Origin of the sequence: Actinosynnema pretiosum (assembly GCF_024171695.1) — a bacterium.
Lineage (GTDB): Bacteria > Actinomycetota > Actinomycetes > Mycobacteriales > Pseudonocardiaceae > Actinosynnema > Actinosynnema pretiosum.
The window spans coordinates 25,409-40,798 of the sequence record NZ_JAMTCF010000014.1 but is presented as its reverse complement, the minus strand read 5'-3'; the positions used below and the strand labels follow the sequence as shown (position 1 = coordinate 40,798).

The following is a 15,390-nucleotide window of genomic DNA, read 5'->3' as shown; positions in this document are numbered from 1 at the left end:
CATGACCACCACCGACACCTCACCCACCCCCGCCGCGGCCGGGCAGAAGACGCCGCCGCCGGTGCCCGGCTCCGTCGACCCGCAGGAGCTGCTGGCCTGGCTGGAGCAGGAGGCGCGCCGCAGCACCACCGTCCACGACCAGGCGCCCGCGACCTGGCCGTTGCTGCTCGACCAGGTGATGAGCGCCCGCGACCTGCACGCCCTGGGCCTACCGGCCACCCGGCGCCGCGCCCGCAACCGGCACTGGGTCCAGCACCACCGCAGCACCCTGGCCGCCGCCGTCCACGGGCAGCTGGCCCACCGGCCCGAGACCGCCGCGCGGATGACCGCGGCCGTGCTGCTGCTGGCCCCCACCGGCCTGCCGCAGGAGCTGCGCTGGTGCCGGGAGCTGACCGCCCCGGTCCTGGACCGGGCCGTCGAGCACACGCTGTGGCGCGAGGTCGCGGTACTCACCGAGCTGACGCTGTGCCGGGGCATCCCCGCGGGCCAGGCCCAGCACCGGCACGCCCACGAGCGCCAGCGGCACGCGCTGGCCCTGCTCACCGCACACCCCGACGATCCCCACGCCACCTGGCCCCGACGCTGGTCCACCGCCTCCCACTGGCGGCGCGCCCGACGCCACCACCGGGCCGGACAACCCGAACACGCCCGCCAGGTGCTGCTGGAGCTCGACATCCTGCTGGAAGGGCGGCCGGTCGGCGCCGCGCACATCTTGCCCACGCCCCGCGCGCCGCTGTGCCCGCGCCGGGCGGCGGTGTGGACGGCGCTGGCCGAACTGCACCTGGAGGACGGGGACACCGGCGCCGCGGTGCGCCTGGCCACGGCTGCGGTGATGTCCCACGACGCCCACGAGCAGAACGCGCCACTGCCCGACCGGATCGCGGCGCTGATGGTCCTGGCCTACGCGCAAGCCCTGCGCACCGGCCCGGAAGCCGCCCGCAGCCCGTGGCAGCGGGCCCGCGCCCTGGCCACCGCCGCCAGCACCGCGGCCCTACCGGCAGCCGACCGGACCGAGCTGCACCAGCAGCGCCCCCACCTGGGCGAGCTGCCCTCCTGCGACCCGCACGCCTCCCTGATCGGCCGCTACCGACTACTCGACCTGCCGCGCACGCATCCCGCCCGAACACGCTGACGATTGCGAGCACCGATGAACACCCCCACGATCCCGTTACGCCCCACCCACACCGACCCCGACCCGGCCGGGCGCATGGGGGGCGCCCGCCCGACCGGCGACCGGGACGCCGAACTGGCCGCCCTGCTGCGCCGCGCGACCGCCCAGCACCGCGACGGCCAAGGCCACCGGGCGGCCACGCTGACCCTGGCCGAAGCCGCCGCGCTCGCCAGCGGCCTGGGGCGGGCACACCTGTATCTGGTGCGCCTGACCCACGCCTGCCTGGAAAACGACCTCGGCCGCATCCTGGTCGAGAACGGCGACAAGCACCTGCCGCTGCCGCTGCGCGAGCTGCTGGTCGAGCTGACCACCTGCGCGGGCTGCCCGCCGCGCTGCTCCGGCTGCACCCAGAAGACCCTGCGCACAAAACTGATCATCGCCGCGGCCACACCCACCGCCCCGGCGGGCACAACCGCAGGCGCGCTGTCGTGACCGGTGCCGGCGCGCCGACCCGCACGGGACGGCACACCCACGCGCGCGTTCACGGCCGTCGACCTGCCCGACGCCCCGCCGACCGAGCGCTTGCGGGCGCTGTCCGGGCCACCGGACGCCGACAGGCCAGCCGCGCTGGAAGCGTCCTGCCTGGCGGCCGCCGAGCGGGTGCGCCTGGTCGCCCGGCCCCGGCACGCGGGAGCTACCGGACGCGCCGCACGCCTACGGGATCGACAACGCCATCGTCACCGGCAAGGACGAGGTCCGCGCGCGCGCGGTGCCGGAACACACCGGCCCGACCCCGCCGGCGCAGCCGCTGGTCACCCCGGCCTGCGAAGCGGCCGCACTCGCGCCAGAGCCGCTGTGCCGGGCGTGCCGAGCGCCGGGCCGCACCCCCGACCGGGTCGTGATGGTCGGCGACTCGGCCGCCCTATGCCGCTGCTGTCTGTCGAGCACGATCTCGGACGCCGCCTGCTGCGACAGGGGTGCCCGACGAAACTCTGCACCCCCTGGCGGGACGCCCACTGCCCGCGACCGGCACGCACGCTGCCGCCCAGCCGCGCTGACCAGAGGCATCGCCGTCCTGTCGCGCGTATAGCAGCTGAAACTGAAAGTCTGCCGGTGTACACCGCCACACCGATCCTCGCCTCACGGCTTCTCCAAGTGGCCTGCCAGCCGCGGTTGTCTCGACGGCTAACCTTCCTTGTGTGGCAGACGACGAGCGCGAGACCCCGCAGGCGACCGAGAAAGTTCCGGCGAGCGCTAAAATTCGGCAGTTTACTCCAGAGGAGCAGGAAGAACTTCGCAGGAGCCTGGATCGGGTCCAGCAGTACCTAAGTCGAACGGCTGCCTCGATGCCCATTGACAATGAGGCATTGGCAACCTTTGCTAGAACGCAACAAATGGTCGCAGAGAGTCTTGTCGCGCCTCTTCGTGTGGCGCAGAATGCGATGCGGAATCATATTTCTGCTATCATCGACAGCGACCTCCTGAAGGCGAGTGCACTTCTGCAGTCAAACCTTAAGTGCGTTTCAGAACAGTTGATCAAAAATGTGGATTTCCGCATCGCTGGCGTGACAACGCAGGCCCTTTCGAGCTTTGCCAAGCAATATGTCGACTTTCTGGCAAATATGCAAGTATCGCTTGCGCGGGTTGAATTTTCATTTTACCCGCAGAACCTTCAGGGAATTGAGAACCTGAAGTTCGAGCAGGTCGAAGTTGTCGTCATGGCTGACGGAATCCCGCTTTACGGAATTCCGCGCGCCTCCACGGCTGAAGAACTGATCCTTGCTGGCAGTGCGAGCAAGCGTAGAATGCTTCTTGAAAAGCACTGGAAAAGCATCTCAGAGGACTGTCGCGAACTGGCAAAAGCTTGCACGACGGCATTCGCCGCTCCATACGTTCCGTTTGTTTTCGCCGCACTCGACGCCCTCGATGCAGGCCACGTCGCTGCTGCGCAGGCGCTGGCGAGTTCTCTCGTCGACACCCTCGTCGTCGTTCACTTCGGAGAAGATCGCAAAAAATACACCCCCGATCGAAGCGGAAAGCGCACTGCGGGCGCCTACGGCGACCTCGAAATTCGAGAATTCATGGCATTCGCCCCTCTCTGGCAAGCTTACCAGCAATTTTTCGCAAAAGATGGAGACCCTGTGCCGGAGGTCTATAATCGTCACGCAACAGCGCATACCGTTAGCTCGCGTCAGTACAATATGTGCAACGCCGTACAGGCATTGATGTTCGTCTGCTCTATGTTGGTTTACTTGGATTTCGAGAACTCGCAGATCCGGGTAGCCTAAAGTCGATTTTGTCCAGTGGCAGCATGAACTGGACGATTCAGGCGGGCCGATGGAGTCGACTTCCTGTCATGCCTCTCCTCGTTCTGCCGGCTCGGAGTGGTCGGTGATGGCGACGTGCAGGGGCTCCGGAGGACTGCAAGCGAGCGAGCGCGGTCGGTGAAACCCGCGCGTAGCGAGCCAGGGAGGCCACGCTGGTGTAGCCGGAGTACGCCAGCAAGGCTGAGGTGTTCGTGCCGGGTGAGCGTGGAGTGCCAGTCGGTGCAGCTCCCACGGCCCTGGCGGGTGTCTGGGCGAAGCACTCCGTGGCCCGCCGGTAGGACAGCCTTGCCAGCCCGCTGTCCGGGTCCACGTCGCCTGGAAGCAGGGCGACGCGGGCCCGGCGCGTGGTGAGGAACACCAGGCCTGTGCGGCGCTCGCCGAGCAGGCGGGGCGCAGGTGGGCCGTCGCGGTCCGTCGCACGATCATGTCGGCCGCACCGCCTTTGCGTCCCACCCTGGCGCGCCGGTTGCGCAGGTCCAACTCCTCCACGTCCAGGCCCAAGATCTCCTCGGCGCGGGCGGCGGTCTCGTGAAGCATCCGCCACAGCGTCCGCTCCCCGCAGCGGCAGATGGGAGCGGACCAGCAAGGACTCCACATGCCCACGATCCAGCGCCCGAGCCCGGTCCGGTGCCGCACCCGACGTGGCGGGTTCCCGGCGAGCCACCCCCCTGGTCCCGTCACCACCCCGCCGTCGAGCACAGCCCGCCCAGCCGGGCGTTCGCCATCGCGGGCGTAGCCCCGCCCCGTCGGGACGAGAACCAAGAAGTCACCCGGTCCAGCGTCGTCCCCTCGTCCAGTACCACCAGCGGCGTGCGCCCGCCGACCTCGGCGACCAGCGCGCGCACCGCGACGCCGTAAGAGCATGCGGTGTTCGGGGTGTCGACCTCGCGTAGAACCACAGTCCACGACCGCGACCGACACACGCAGCCGTCGCTCTGCTGCGGTGACGGGGACCGGCGTGCCCGGTCCAACCGATGAGCGCGTTTCGCGCCCGCTGCCGGTCCGCGTAGACCAGGTGCAACTGGCCACCGAGCCTGCGACGGACCCGCGCGGCGACGGCACGGTGGTAGGCGGCGGGAAACCCGAGATCGTCGGCGACGCCGGCATCGACGCGCGGGATCTCCAGGACGGGCCAGTCCCCGGCCGGAAGGCTGTCGGGCTTCGCGGCCGCGCCGGTCTCCGCAGCGTCCCACTCGGCGATCCGGGTCAGCAGGGTGACGACGTCGGCGCGCAGCGGGATCGCGCCGCCCTGCCAGCGGCGGACGGTCCGCTGGTCAACGTGGACGGCGGTCGCCAGCCACTGCGCCGACAGGCCCAGCGACTCGCGGAGCACCTTGAACTCGGCGGGGGTCACGCGCTTCCCTTCGGGGAGAGTGAGGTGGGACGGGGATCGCGCCCCGCCTCGCGGTGGGGCAGAACGGGCGCAGGATCGCCCCGGCGTGCTCGGCGATCCAGGCCGGGGTTAGGTCCACATGCGAGGCGACGATGCCGACGTGTCGCCAGGGGCGCGCGGTCGCTCGTCGCGTACACGGTGTAGTCGTCCATCGCGGGGTTGCCCCGCAGGGCAGGGGGGCAGCAGGGCTGGCACCGCAGCCGCGCCGCGCACCTCCCGTTCGACGGCGGGCGGCAGCACCAACCGCGCATCCGCACGCAGGTCCACCCCCGCCTCCCGGCCGGGGGACGTGGCGTACTCGTCCAGGACCTCGGCGATGTCCGCCGCGCGCAGGACCGCGCGCTGGTGGCCCAGCGGGTCCGTGTCGGTCGCGGTTGCACCCAGCCCTTTCGCCGGACAGCTGCCGGACGGCCCCGCCGTTACTGCTGCGCCACATGCCGCCAACGAGCCCACCGTGCCCGCACCGCCTGAGACGTGGTGCCCACTCGTGGCCCCGCAAGCCAGCACGCCGATACCCCTGCCCTAGAGGGTGACGGTTTAGCGTGTCGGGCTAAACGGAGGAACACACGTTCGATACCTTCCGCGCGTAAAGCCGTTTCCGTAGGCCGCTGAGCCGATTGTGTTCGACGCAGCCGTCCTGAACAGGAAAGGACGACAACTTCATGATCAACATCGAAAAGCACGCACAGGGACTTCTGGAGCGCTTAGGGCAAGGCGACGCCAGCGTCGCCGACTACCTCGAGCAGAACCGGATCGACATCGAGAACGGCAATCTGATCGTCGAGTACCTCGTCGTTCAAGGCTTGGCCAACGACTACTCGACTTCGGAGGGTGCCGACTGCCGTCTGACCGGGCCCGGCATGGTTGAAGCGCAGCGACTTATCGCCCAGCGCAACAGCCCGGCCCGCCGCATCGGTGCCCTGCGGACCGGCATGCTCGCCTGGCTCGACGCCAACCCCCGCGTCCCGAACTGGAAGCCGTTCCTCAACACGGAGGCGATGAGCCACCCCGGCAAGGACTTCACCCCCGACGAAGTGGACAAGGAGATCGCCTACCTCCACGAACACGGGTTGTTCGAAGGTCAGGTCCCCGCAGCGGGCGTCCGGAAAGTCCTGAACCCTCGCATCACCAGCAAAGGCCGGGACTGCCTCCTCCACCACGAAGGCGACGTGCGCAGCTACCTCGACCGCAACAGCGGGGCCACCACCAACCACACCACCCACAACAACACCAACATCACGATGACCGACAGCGTCGGCAACATCGTCAACTCCAGCACCAACGTCCGGCAGAACATCAACTCCGACCTCGACGTCGCCGCCGTCCTCAAGTTCGCCGGCGCCGTCAGCCAGGCCCTCCCCGTGCTCAACCTGGACCAGGACACCCAGCGCACCGCGGACGTCCAAGCCCAGGAGCTCCACGAGGAGGCCAGCGCTGCGAGCCCTGACCCCAGCCGGATGCGCACCATGATCAGATCCCTGCTGGAGACCCTGAAGACGGGCGCGAACACGGCCATCCTCGAGTTCGTCACCGGACTGGGCATGCAGGCCCTTGAAGCCCTTCCGCGCTGACACGCGGACCGCGCCCGGTTCGCGCGGCCAGAGCATCAGCGCCGTTCCCCGCGGGTGAACACCGCGAACCCGGTCCCCGTCGCCGGATGCCTCCGGCTTCCACCTGGCAATCCCCTCCGCCCTCGTCCCCGCAGAGTTTGATCTTGGTAGTGGGAAAGGGCCCCGGAGGGCCCTTCTCTCAGCCTTGCTGGTCCGGCAGGCCGAAGTCGGGCGATGCGGCAACGCGGCTTGCCCGCAAGACCTGGGCGAGCACCGAGAGTGCCTCAAAGACACCGAGGGTCTCGCCGAGGAACTCGAGGTAGGTCATCCCGGCGGGGTCCTTGTCGCTGACCACACGGCCCGTCTGGAGGTCGTGGTGCGCGGTGGCGTGCCCGATCGTGTTGCGCCGGCGGTTGTTGAGCAGGACCGCGAGCGACTCCCAGCCTGGAACCTGAGCTACGTACGCGATCTTGTGCGCGTTCGCCAGATCGTCGAACTTCTTGAGGCTCTTGGGGCGCCTGTTCACTGGCACGATCTCAGGCTCGGGATGAACGTCCCCGAAGTCATCGGGGTTGCCGCGCTTCACCGTGTTCTGGGCCGCCACCAACGGCCACAGGCACTTGCAGGCAAGCTCGAATCCCTGCTGGTAAAGGTCCCTCACCGTCGAGAACTCGTCACGGAAGAGCACCAGTTCGTCGAAGGCTTCTTTCTCCTTCGGCCCGATGAACCTGCCTATCAGGCCCATCTCCCACGACTCGTGCCGCTCCACGAAGCGGTTGAGCTCGGTGAACAGGTTTCGCTCCAAGGCGTCAAGCTCCTGTCCTCGACGCCGGAAGGCCTTGAGGTGGTCCAGGTGCCGATCCATCGCGGCGGTGTGCTTCCGTCGGAAGCGGCTGATCACCGTGGAACCGCACGTCCCCGTGTTCCCCGTGATCATCGTCGTGGCCGTCCCCAGCGCTTGGTACGCGACCGTGGTCCGCTCGTGGCTCGTGCTCGGCTTCCACCCGAGTCCGAGATGCCGCTGTGCGATACGGGTGAACATCTCGGCATTGCCCTGCAGGTAGTACTGGAACAACATCCTGACCTTGGGCCACAGGAGCTGGCCAGCTTCGAGTGACTGGTGCCGCTCTTCCCGGAACTTACCGAAGACGTCGTTACCGAGGATCTGCACGAGGGTGATCGTGGGGAAAGCCCCTGCGGGAGCGAACGAGTCCGCGTCGTAGAGCGACGGCACGAACGGGTTGATGGTCACCACCGGCACGCCATCCGGCTCGGCGTTCTGGCCGCTCAGTACCTCGGCGCCGACGGTGATCTGGTGATTCGAGAGCTCAGTGCCCGACATCGATCCTTGGATCGGCAGGCGGCATAGCGGGCACGGGAGGTAGAAACTCGTGCCGCGAGTCGGTTCAACTCCGAGCCGCAAGACGAACATTTCCTCGCAGCCGGGACATTTGAGGTGATAGCGAGAGATCACGGGGGCCAGGTTATCCGGCGGCCATGTTCCTACCACTCGAAGTTGGCGGCTATCCGGAGAAGTTGTGGATCCGAAGCGTCCGTGAACCAGAACGCACGACGTTGGTGCGGCAGTTGCCGCACCAACGTCACCATGACCAGGCTCGCCGCCCAGGCCGGCGCAACCCGAAGCCGATACACATCTGTCGATCACTCACCGTGACAACCGCAGGGAACTTGCGACAGTTGAATACGCGACCTCACCAGTCCCGAACCTCGATATGCGCTGGCGCGGCGGCACCCGCCGAGGACAATGACCGCCCATGACGTACCGCAGCCCGTTCGGCGACATGAACACCAGCTACCACAACGACGGGGACGCCCTGTGCCTGTCCCGCACGCACTGCGCCGACCCCGTCGAGGACACCCTCGCCGAGTTCCACCAAGCTGCGGTCGCCGCCATCGTCAACCGGGTGCCGCAACCGGCGTTCTTCCTCGCCCGCCAGCTCGCACAGCTCGGCCTGAAAGCATTGCACGACGACACCTTCCCGGTCACCCACAGCCTGACCACACTGCTGGACGAACTCGCCCGGCGCGGTGACGAGCTGCTCGCCGAGGGGACCGAGCAGAACCTGGTGGTCGCGTTCGTCCGCGATCTCGACCACTACGACGCGGTCGGCGACCAGGGCAGGTACCCGACCACCCGCACCGGCGACCCGGCCCTGGCCACCGTCTGCTGCGCGGCCCCTGCCCTGCTGCGCGAGCACGTCGACCGCCTCTACGGCTACGTCCAGCGCAGGCTGACCGCGCTCGCCGCGGCCCCGGCCTGACAGGGGCTGGCACCGTCGTACACGCTTGGGGCCTAGCCGAACTCCGGATCTGTCGCTGAAATAGCCGCACGATCGCGGGCCGCAGGCCCTGACACTCGAGGGACAGCAACGACATGGCATTCAAGCGCTCCAGCGGCACGTCCGCGATCCCGAACGACCCCGTCCAGCTCTACCGCAAGCTCGCCGAGACCAACGACGGGCCCGAGTCCTTATGGTTCCACCAGGGAACCGTGCTGAAGGACTGGCACAAGAACCACGCCACCGGTCACGACGTCGCGATCGAACTGCCGACCGGCGCGGGCAAAACCCTGGTCGGCGGACTTATCGGCGACTACCGGCGCCGCGCCTTCCGTGAACGGGTGGCCTACCTGTGCCCGACCCGGCAACTGGCTCGGCAGACGGCGGACAAGCTCACCGAGTACGGCATCCCCAACGTGCTGCTCATCGGCAAGGTACGGAAGTGGAACAAGGCCGACCGCGCCCGCTACACCGCGGCGAACGCGATCGCCGTGAGCGTCTACCACCACGTGTTCAACTCCAACCCCGCCCTCGACGACGCGCAACTGCTGCTGCTCGACGACGCGCACGCGGCCGAGACTGCCGTCGCCAGCCCTTGGAGCCTGAAGATCGACCGGGCCAACGAGGACAGCGCCTACTTCGATGTGCTCTCGGCGCTGGCAGGCGCACTGGACCCGCTGGTCCTGGCCCGGCTCCGCAGGGACACCACCGACAGCCAGTACCGCAACACCGTCTACCTGGCCTCCCCGCTCGGCGTCGCCACCCAGGCCACGCACCTCGAGCAGACGCTCGACGCGGCCGTCGACGCCGACAAGATCAGCGAAGCGGGCGCGTACGCGCTGGAGTTCCTGCGCGGCAACCTCGACAAGTGTCTGGTCTACCTGTCCCACCGCAGTCTGCTGATCCGGCCGCTGATCCCGCCGACGCTGGTCCACCCCGCCTTCGACAACCCCGCCCGTCGGATCTACATGAGTGCGACGCTAGGGGCCGGGGGCGAGCTGGAACGGATCTTCGGCAGGCGCAAGATCACCCGCATCCCGATCCCCGAGGGCTGGGAGAAGCAGGGCACCGGTCGCCGGCTCTTCTGCTTTCCGCAACTGACCAGTGACCTGGCCGCCGACCCGGACAAGGTCGACACCTGGATCGCCGACGTCGTCGCCGAGCACGGCCGCGCCGTCGTCATGACCCCGGACACCCGCACCGCCGACGCCTTCGCCGACACCTGTCTGCCCGAGAAGCACGAGGTGTTCCGGGCCGACGACGTCGAGGACGACCTGGCGGTCTTCACCGACGAGCCCGCCGCCGCGTTGGTGCTGAACAACCGCTACGACGGCATCGACCTGCCCGACGACGACTGCCGCCTGGTGGTGCTGGCCGGGCTGCCCGCCCGCGGCGACCTGCAGGAGCGGTTCCTGCACGGCTCACTCGGCGCGATCGAGGTCCTGCAGGAACGCATCCGTGCCCGCATCATGCAGGGTGCCGGTCGTGCGACCCGCAACGCCAAGGACTTCGCCGCGGTGCTCGTGCTCGACGACGAACTCGTCTCCTACGTCACCCGCCGCGACGTCCAGGAGGCCATGCACCCGGAGATCCACGCCGAGTTGGAGTTCGGCTACCGGCACAGCATCGACCACACCTCGGCCGAGATGCGGGAGAACCTGCGGATCTTCGCCGAGCACGGGGCCGAGTGGCGGGAGGTCGATCAGGACATCGTCGACGATCGCGAACAGTACGAACGCGTCGACGCGCCCGGCACCGCCGAGCTTCAGCGCGCGGTCAGCCACGAGGTCGTCGCGTGCGAGGCGATCTGGCAGGGGGAGTGGTCACGGGCCCTGGACTGCATCCGTGAGGTGCTCGACGCCCTGCGGGGTGGCCGGGCGCCGCAGCGCTACGCCGCGTTGTGGAACTACCTGGCGTCCTGCATCGCGCACCGCCTCGCCCGACAGGCCGCAGATCCTGTCCTGGGGGCTGCGGCGACGAAGTTCTACGGTGCGGCCCGCGCGGCCGGACGGGGCACGACCTGGCTGTCCAACCTGGCCGCGCCCGTCGAGAGCGGCACCGTACCGGAGGAACCTGCGCTCGACCCGCTCGACGAGCAGGCGATGGCCGGTGTGCTGGCCAACGCGGCCCGGCTGGCCAAGCCGACCGTGTTCGACACCGAGGTCCGGAAAGCCCGCGCCGCGTTGCTGGCCACGCCGCACAAGCCCTACGAGGCCGCCCTGGTCGTCCTCGGCAGGCTTGCCGGCGCGGTGCCGAGCGAGGGCGACGGCAACAACCAGGCCGCGCCGGACGCCATCTGGGTCTTCGGCAGCACCATGTGGGTGGCCTGGGAAGCCAAGAGCGAAGCCGGGGAGGGCGGCGAACTCGGTGCCGAGGACGTCCGGCAGGCAGGCGGGCACCTGCGGTTCACCGCCAAGAGCCGTGCCGAGGCAGCGCCTGGAGATTCCCCCACGCTGCTGATGACTCCGCAGGCCAGGGTTCACCCGAGCGCGCACGCCGTGGCCGAGAGCCATGTGTACCTGCTGCGGCCGGACGCCGTCATCGACCTGTTCGACCGGATCGTCCGAGCGTGGCGCACCGCCCGGACCCGCGACCTGGATTCCCTCACGCCCGCCGACCTCGCCGCCGTCTTCGCGGTCGAAGGCGCGCTTCCGTCGCAGTGGCTGCCCCGGCTGCGCACCGTGCCGCTGCGGCAGGACCAGGACGTCGAGTAACCCGCGCCCGCCCCGGCGGTCGTCTTCGCGCCGGGACACCGTCGTCGACGCGGCAGGCCAGCCGGGCGGCGGTACCGGATACTGGGCGGATGATCAGTGAAGCCCGTACCGACGCGGAGCGGCAGGAAGCTCTCGACCTGTTCCTCAGCGTCTTCGACGACATCGCGGCGACCGCGGTGCCGATGACCGACATGGACGAGGTGTACGCGCCGATCGTCGCCTGCTACCGCGAGAACGGGCGTCTTGTGGGGGCCGCGCTCACCTGCCGCGACCAGATCGTGGCGACCGCGTTGACTGCGGCGAGGTACGGGATGCCGCTTCCCCTTGGTGACGACTACACCACGGTCAAGGACAAGCACAGCAACCTCGACCTCATCGCGGTGCTTCCCGAGGCGCGTGATCGGGGTATCGGCGCTGAGCTGATCGCCTACCTGGAGGAGAGGCTGCGGGCGCGCGGGGTCCGCGTCTGGTTCGGGGTCGCCACACCTGACCTGGAGTTGGAGCGGCTGATGAAGTTCTACTCCGCCCACGGGTTCGTCACGCTCGAACCGGGTCAGGCGTTGCCCAGGCTGCTCGGCAAGGAGTGGCAGGTGCCGGGGGACCCGCACGTCGGGTTCGGCTTCTACAAGCAGCTGTCCCCGAAGTCGAAGGCATGAGGCTGTCACCGACAAACCGCGCGGACTTGACGGGGAGGCACAGCCTGCTCAGGCGCATGTCTAGCTAGCTAGCGCTCCGAAGTCTAGTTAGCTAGAGTTGTGGCCATGGCCGGACCACGGATGACGCCGCAGACGATCGCGGTGCTGCGCGTGCTGCTGGAGGACCCGGCAGTGCCGCGCTACGGACTCGACATCGCCCGCCAGGCCGGGATCATGACCGGCACCCTGCATCCGATCCTCAACCGCCTCGAGCAGGCCGGACTGGTCGAGAGCTTTTGGGAAGACCCCGCCGACCACGAAGACCGAGGCCGTCCCCGCCGCCGCTACTACCGCTTCGCCGGCCACGGAGCCATCACCGCCTACCAGGCCGTCGTCCGAGCCGAAGCCACCATGACCGGCAGCCTCCCGACGCTGCGTCCCCAACCCGGACACTGAAGGGAGGAACGGATCATGAAACGAGGAATCAAAGGCGTCGTGCCGTCGGTCACGCAGGCCGGCGGTAAACGCATGATCGCCACCAGCGTCGCGGTCATAACCTGCTCCATTCTCGTCTGGATCGCTATCGGCGATATCGGCATAATTGCGACGATCTTCGGCATTGTTCTGGGCTTGGTGAGTGTCACCGGCATGGTGCTCGGCGGTTTGATCTACCTGACTGGTCCCGTTGCCGAGGTAACCCCTAGGTGCCCCTCTCGCAGCATCCGAGCCGCTGTCTGCTTGCTGCCCGCGCAGGTCAAGGACAGGTACTTAGAGGAGTGGGCTGGCTGGATGCTCGACCTGCGAGTTGACGGCACACCCCGTCTTCGGCGGTGGAGCGAACTGCTCAAAATCGTGCTGATCGCCGCCCCTAAAATCGCAATCGCTAGACGATTCGGCGCAGGCCGGGCGGTAGACTGATGAGAGGCCCGTCGGCCAGGACCGTCAAAACCATCGGCATGACCGGTGGCGCTGGCGGCATGGTGGCCGCAGCCCTCGCGGCGGGATGGGTCGGCGCCGCCCTGCTGATCATCGCCATCCTCGCCCCGACCATCGCGATCTGCTGGGTCCTCGCCGACCACGACCGCCCGCAACGACTCGCCCTGCTCGTCACCACCTGGCGCCACGGCACCACACCACCTCCAGGCGCGACGACTGCCACGAAGCCTCGGCGCGCGATCACCGAGCCACCCGCCGCAGGCTGACCTCCGACACCTCGGACAGGGGGCCGGAGCGTCGAACTCGGCTTCCAGTTGAGGGCTACCAACATCGGCCACGCCGACCTTGCACCGCCCGCCGCACCACAGCCCGGGCAGGTCCGCGAGGCTCGGCGGCTCGGCGTGCTCGCGCTGACCACCGCGTAGCCAGCCTACGACGCCGACCGGCAGCCCCTGGCCCACGCGCTGTGCCTGGCCGGGCACCTGACCGGCGACCACGCGCTCGCCGTCGACGCGCTCAGCCACCTCAGCGCCAGGCCACCGTCCTGAACCGGCCCCGCGACGCCATCGCCATCGCCATCGTCCACGCCCGCCACGCCCACCCCCAGGTCGCCGGGCGCTGCGCGATACGCGCCTGACCTCGCTGCTGGCGCTGCTCGAGGCCCGCGGCCACACCCTCCCCCGATGACGCGCGCGGCGACCGACTGCCTGCGCCGCGCCGACACCACCATCGCGCGTGAGGGCGAGACTGCCCAGGACTACCGGTGGATCGGCTCGCTCGCCCCGCTCGTGGTGGCTGCTGTTGATCGAGGCTTGGCGGCTCTACGACCGTCGTAGCCGGCGGCGGTGAGTACCCAGGTGCAGGACCATCGCCGAACACAGACTGCCAACTCACGATCGGACTCGCGATGGTTGAATGCGCGTTCTCATCAATCTATCCCGCCGGCGATGACAGGTAAGGAGCGGTGGAAGTTCTTTTTGAATATCCTCAGTCTGCGTCGTCGAAATAGCGCGGTTTTTTGTCCCAAACCTGGTAGAACCGACCGTCGTCACCGTGGTACTCGTCTCCGCCTCCGCTCTTTGAGCGGCGGGCGGTCCAGGAGTGCTCTGCTGTGGGCGTCCCGCCTGGCAGGTCGGGGGTTTCGGTGCCGACCATGGGGTCGGCATGCGACCGGACCCGAAGGGCATTGAGTGGAATCAGGCGAGCAGCCAACGGCGTCTCCGCGACTACAGCAGCCCATTTCCAGTTGGTCATCCCGACGCCGACGGCGGCGACAATGATTTTTGCCTTCTTGGGGGTCCACGATGCCGCTTGTCGACGAAGCGCGTCGGGGCTGGGGAGCAGTCCGCGACACCATTCAGCGACTTGCTGGCCGTCGGCGAGGTCGAGCGGGATCGAACCGACGTTGGCTTGGGCGAACTTCCTGGCCGATGGCAGGAAGCTGCTGGAGGTGACGAACAGGCTTCGAGCGGCGCCTTCGGCGTGGGCCACGCCGAGGATCGACGAGACCAGTTGAATGTCGATCTTTTTCTTGTACCGCTTCACCTGGACAACCGTCAGTCGCTCGCCGTAGACGGGGTGCTCCGTGAGGCGGATGTCGACGCCGCCGTCGTTGCCTCCCTTGCCGAGCACGGTGGTGTAGTTCTGGGCCTCGAATACGGAGGCGCATAGGTTTTCAAAGCCACGCCAATCCAGATCGCCGAGGTGTTGCGGATGGCGCCCGAAGTGCTCGAAAACGGTGTGATAAATTGTCGTGTAGTCGGGTGTCACGAGGTGTGCGTTCCACTCGAAAGCCTGCAGCGTGGTCAGCCGGTCACGCAACCCCGCGCTCGACGGTGCATCGTCGGGGACGCTGATTTCGTGCACACCATGGGACCTGGTCTCGACGTGAAGGCCGTGCGCCTCCAGCCACCCCCAAAAGTCGCCTTCACCCTCCGTGAGAACCCGGTCCTCGACCCCGTAGTCGCCGTTCAGCATAATCGCCGCCACCGGCCAGTCCGCAGGAGGAAGTGAAAGGAAATCTTGGTAGGTCGTGAAGGAGACCTGCTCAAGACTGTCCGCCCAGCCGTGCTCCGTCAGCCAGGCACGCACCATGTCGCCGATGGCGGCGGCCAGAGCCTGCTGACCGCCAGCGTTCAAGACGGCCAGCAGGCGTGTCGGGCTGGAAGTCTCCTCGGCGGCCATAGAGGTGATCTCACCAACGACCCGAGAGCAGACGTCTCCAGTGTCAGCCATTCCGTCCCCCTTGCCTCTTGAGGTGGGGAAGATCGTAGGACGGCAGCTCGATCAGCGCCGTCACGCGGCACAACCTCACGATCCTGTCGTCACACACTGTCACTGTGACCGCGAACCTGCGACAGTGGGATGCGCGGCCTCACCGGTCGGCGATCCTTGGGCGTCGGCGTGGCGGTGACAGGCGCCAGC

14 protein-coding genes are annotated in these 15,390 nt (G+C 68.2%); 11 read left to right on the top strand and 3 right to left on the bottom strand.

All coding sequences use genetic code 11. The features are described from left to right. The first annotated feature begins 1 nt into the window (after nucleotide 1). The 3 genes from LV78_RS26670 (at nucleotide 2) to LV78_RS26660 (ending at nucleotide 3,399) form a co-directional block, all read left to right on the top strand. Entirely contained in the window at nucleotides 2-1,132 is a 1,131-nt protein-coding gene (locus tag LV78_RS26670) for a hypothetical protein (RefSeq protein ID WP_253848393.1), read from the top strand. Nucleotides 1,133-1,147: 15 nt separating this feature from the next. Beyond that, nucleotides 1,148-1,603, top strand: a complete 456-nt coding sequence (locus LV78_RS26665) for a hypothetical protein (RefSeq protein ID WP_253848392.1) — start codon at nucleotides 1,148-1,150, stop codon at nucleotides 1,601-1,603. A 707-nt stretch (nucleotides 1,604-2,310) separates the two neighbouring features. Next, entirely contained in the window at nucleotides 2,311-3,399 is a 1,089-nt protein-coding gene (locus LV78_RS26660; protein WP_253848391.1) for a hypothetical protein, read from the top strand. Between the two features lie 805 nt (nucleotides 3,400-4,204). Here LV78_RS26660 and LV78_RS26655 read toward each other — a convergent pair. Then, nucleotides 4,205-4,792, bottom strand: coding sequence for a helix-turn-helix domain-containing protein (locus LV78_RS26655; protein ID WP_253848390.1), 588 nt, complete (start codon nucleotides 4,790-4,792; stop codon nucleotides 4,205-4,207). Nucleotides 4,793-5,493: 701 nt separating this feature from the next. Between LV78_RS26655 and LV78_RS26650 the strand changes: the two genes are divergently transcribed. Then, entirely contained in the window at nucleotides 5,494-6,402 is a 909-nt protein-coding gene (locus LV78_RS26650; RefSeq protein WP_253848389.1) for a hypothetical protein, read from the top strand. Nucleotides 6,403-6,580: 178 nt separating this feature from the next. On the opposite strand, the gene LV78_RS26645 is transcribed toward LV78_RS26650, so the two are convergent. After that, nucleotides 6,581-7,855 carry a hypothetical protein gene (locus LV78_RS26645; protein WP_253848388.1) on the bottom strand — a complete coding sequence of 425 codons (1,275 nt, stop codon included), beginning with the start codon at nucleotides 7,853-7,855 and terminating at the stop codon, nucleotides 6,581-6,583. Nucleotides 7,856-8,156: 301 nt separating this feature from the next. Here LV78_RS26645 and LV78_RS26640 point away from each other — a divergent pair, with 301 nt between their 5' ends. The 7 genes from LV78_RS26640 to LV78_RS26610 all read left to right on the top strand — a co-directional run bounded on the left by LV78_RS26640 (nucleotide 8,157) and on the right by LV78_RS26610 (nucleotide 13,802). Then, a complete protein-coding gene (locus tag LV78_RS26640) occupies nucleotides 8,157-8,663 on the top strand; it encodes a HEPN domain-containing protein (protein WP_253848387.1) in 507 nt (168 codons plus the stop codon). Between the two features lie 113 nt (nucleotides 8,664-8,776). Beyond that, nucleotides 8,777-11,395, top strand: coding sequence for a DEAD/DEAH box helicase (locus tag LV78_RS26635; RefSeq protein WP_253848386.1), 2,619 nt, complete (start codon nucleotides 8,777-8,779; stop codon nucleotides 11,393-11,395). 89 nt (nucleotides 11,396-11,484) lie between these two features. Further along, nucleotides 11,485-12,051 (top strand): GNAT family N-acetyltransferase, encoded by a 567-nt coding sequence (locus LV78_RS26630; protein ID WP_253848385.1) that lies wholly within the window; start codon nucleotides 11,485-11,487, stop codon nucleotides 12,049-12,051. 105 nt (nucleotides 12,052-12,156) lie between these two features. Beyond that, nucleotides 12,157-12,486, top strand: a complete 330-nt coding sequence (locus tag LV78_RS26625) for a PadR family transcriptional regulator (protein ID WP_253848384.1) — start codon at nucleotides 12,157-12,159, stop codon at nucleotides 12,484-12,486. A 15-nt stretch (nucleotides 12,487-12,501) separates the two neighbouring features. Further along, nucleotides 12,502-12,948 (top strand): hypothetical protein, encoded by a 447-nt coding sequence (locus LV78_RS26620; protein ID WP_253848383.1) that lies wholly within the window; start codon nucleotides 12,502-12,504, stop codon nucleotides 12,946-12,948. 38 nt (nucleotides 12,949-12,986) lie between these two features. Then, a complete protein-coding gene (locus LV78_RS26615; RefSeq protein WP_253848382.1) occupies nucleotides 12,987-13,232 on the top strand; it encodes a hypothetical protein in 246 nt (81 codons plus the stop codon). A gap of 417 nt (nucleotides 13,233-13,649) precedes the next feature. Then, entirely contained in the window at nucleotides 13,650-13,802 is a 153-nt protein-coding gene (locus LV78_RS26610) for a hypothetical protein (RefSeq protein ID WP_253848381.1), read from the top strand. A 151-nt stretch (nucleotides 13,803-13,953) separates the two neighbouring features. Here the strand turns inward: LV78_RS26610 and LV78_RS26605 are convergent, their stop codons facing one another. Continuing rightward, a complete protein-coding gene (locus LV78_RS26605; RefSeq protein ID WP_253848380.1) occupies nucleotides 13,954-15,150 on the bottom strand; it encodes a restriction endonuclease in 1,197 nt (398 codons plus the stop codon). Between the last annotated feature and the right edge of the window lie 240 nt (nucleotides 15,151-15,390).